This is a genomic window from Streptomyces sp. NPDC029526 (genome assembly GCF_040637405.1).
Lineage (GTDB): Bacteria > Actinomycetota > Actinomycetes > Streptomycetales > Streptomycetaceae > Streptomyces.
The window spans coordinates 5,001-7,682 of sequence record NZ_JBEZWE010000043.1 but is presented as its reverse complement, the minus strand read 5'-3'; the positions used below and the strand labels follow the sequence as shown (position 1 = coordinate 7,682).

The following is a 2,682-nucleotide window of genomic DNA, read 5'->3' as shown; positions in this document are numbered from 1 at the left end:
GGGTCGGGTGGCGGGGATGGCGTACTAGGCAGTATGTAGGGCCTATGGGGGAGGGGCCCCTGTGGCTGGTGCCGGGTAGGTAGAAGCGAAAGGGCTGTTAGCAGGCGCTCTGGCTCCTACGTGCTTTGCGAGAGAGGCCTTATGGCGGCGTGCTGGCCCTGGTCGTCGGTGGTGGCGCTAGGTAAGCTGATTTTGTCCTACCCTATAGTGGTGCCAGGTAAGCTGATTTTGACCTACCCTATAATGCTGCCGGGTAGGTTGATTTTAGTATACCTTATGGTGGTATAGGGTAACTGAGGGGTGCCTGGACTACCTACCCTAGACCCCACGACCACGTAAATAAGCCGCCGCGGGCGTATAGGGGCGACCTAGGAGAGGTCGGGGCCCCCTTTAGGGCGGCGTGGGCCTGCCTATATGCCTACCCTACTACTCCTGCTGCGCTGGCTGCGTTTTAGGTGGGCGGGGTGGTTATAGTGCTAGGCTGATGCTTTGTTACGTGCGGCTTCTGGTCAAGCCTGGCGGCCACCTGCTCCCTCTAGCGCCCCCCGTAGATGGGCATAGCGATAGCAGCGTACGCCAGGGCCTTCGGCCAGGGCCTCCCTATAGCGCTTCTAGCCTCTAAAGCCTCCTGGTGGCGCCTGTGTCGGGGTGCAGGGTAAGGCCTACCCTGAACCTACCCTGTACCATCTGGGGGCGGCGGCAAGGGCAAAAGAAATACGTGGGCTGGCTGCTGGCAGGCCTGGGGGCGCGCTGGTGCCGAGAAACCCGGCGCCGAGAGGGGGGGGTGGTGCGTTGTTGGAAATGTATGTTCGTGAGTCGATTTTTTGGATTTGCCATACAAATGAATTTTGCGGGAAATCAAAAGTGGCCAACGAGTGCCGGGTGGCGGGGGCGCCCCACCAGAGAGCTCGGAGGGTATGTGAGAGCGGGTGGCCAGTCGAGCAATCGGCCGGCCACAACACAACCGCAATCAAACAACTGTACCATATCTTGAAGACTTTCATTGCGTGGTCCCTTGAACAGGCTTGCAGGCTCCGGTCTCGCTAGCGAGGGATTCATAGTGTTGGTCGGCCCCCACGAAACCGGTCGCTCAGGCTTCACGGCGTACTGGGGATGCCCTGAAGGCGACGAATGCCCCGGCAATCGCCGCTGTAGGGATGGGTTCTGTGGATTACTGGCCTCTGGCGAGTTCTACCATCGAGCAACGGAAGGCAACCACGCCCGCCGGACGCCGCAATGGCTGAAGTCGGGCGCTGAGTCCTTCTCCTGGCGTGCCCCAGGCCACACGCCGCCCGTTCGGGCTCAGTGTGGTCGACGGCTTCGCTGGGGAACACATGAGTGGGAAAGCGGATTGCCGGCTCGCACGGCGCCCACGGCTCCTGCCGCAGGTGCTTTGCCCGGCGCGTCTCCGGACGCCACCCAGTGAACTTGACATCTCTCCGGCGCTGCTCGCAGCACCGGTTGCCGTTTTTCCGCGGCGGACGATAGTTATCTGGTTGATTCTGCCAGTAGTCATATGCTTGTCTCAAAGATTAAGCCATGCATGTCTAAGTATAAGCAATTATACAGCGAAACTGCGAATGGCTCATTATATAAGTTATCGTTTATTTGATAGTACCTTACTACTTGGATAACCGTGGTAATTCTAGAGCTAATACATGCTAAAAATCCCGACTTCGGAAGGGATGTATTTATTAGATTAAAAACCAATGCCCTCTGGGCTCTTTGGTGATTCATGATAACTTCTCGAATCGCACGGCCTTGCGCCGGCGATGGTTCATTCAAATTTCTTCCCTATCAACTTTCGATGTTTGGGTATTGGCCAAACATGGTTGCAACGGGTAACGGAGGGTTAGGGCTCGACCCCGGAGAAGGAGCCTGAGAAACGGCTACTACATCCAAGGAAGGCAGCAGGCGCGCAAATTACCCAATCCCGACACGGGGAGGTAGTGACAATAAATACTGATACAGGGCTCTTTTGGGTCTTGTAATTGGAATGAGTACAATTTAAATCCCTTAACGAGGAACAATTGGAGGGCAAGTCTGGTGCCAGCAGCCGCGGTAATTCCAGCTCCAATAGCGTATATTAAAGTTGTTGTGGTTAAAAAGCTCGTAGTTGAACCTTGGGCCTGGCTGGCCGGTCCGCCTCACCGCGTGTACTGGTCCGGCCGGGCCTTTCCCTCTGTGGAACCTCATGCCCTTCACTGGGTGTGACGGGGAAACAGGACTTTTACTTTGAAAAAATTAGAGTGCTCCAGGCAGGCCTATGCTCGAATACATTAGCATGGAATAATGAAATAGGACGTGTGGTTCTATTTTGTTGGTTTCTAGGACCGCCGTAATGATTAATAGGGACAGTCGGGGGCATCAGTATTCAATTGTCAGAGGTGAAATTCTTGGATTTATTGAAGACTAACTACTGCGAAAGCATTTGCCAAGGATGTTTTCATTAATCAGGAACGAAAGTTAGGGGATCGAAGACGATCAGATACCGTCGTAGTCTTAACCATAAACTATGCCGACTAGGGATCGGACGATGTTATTTTTTGACGCGTTCGGCACCTTACGAGAAATCAAAGTGCTTGGGCTCCAGGGGGAGTATGGTCGCAAGGCTGAAACTTAAAGAAATTGACGGAAGGGCACCACCAGGGGTGGAGCCTGCGGCTTAATTTGACTCAACAC

General features: G+C 54.7%; 1 rRNA gene (cut by a window edge). It reads left to right on the top strand.

The features are described from left to right. Positions 1-1,484 precede the first annotated feature (1,484 nt). Positions 1,485-2,682: ribosomal RNA gene (locus tag AB0F01_RS31275) — 16S ribosomal RNA — on the top strand; it runs 607 nt beyond the window's last position.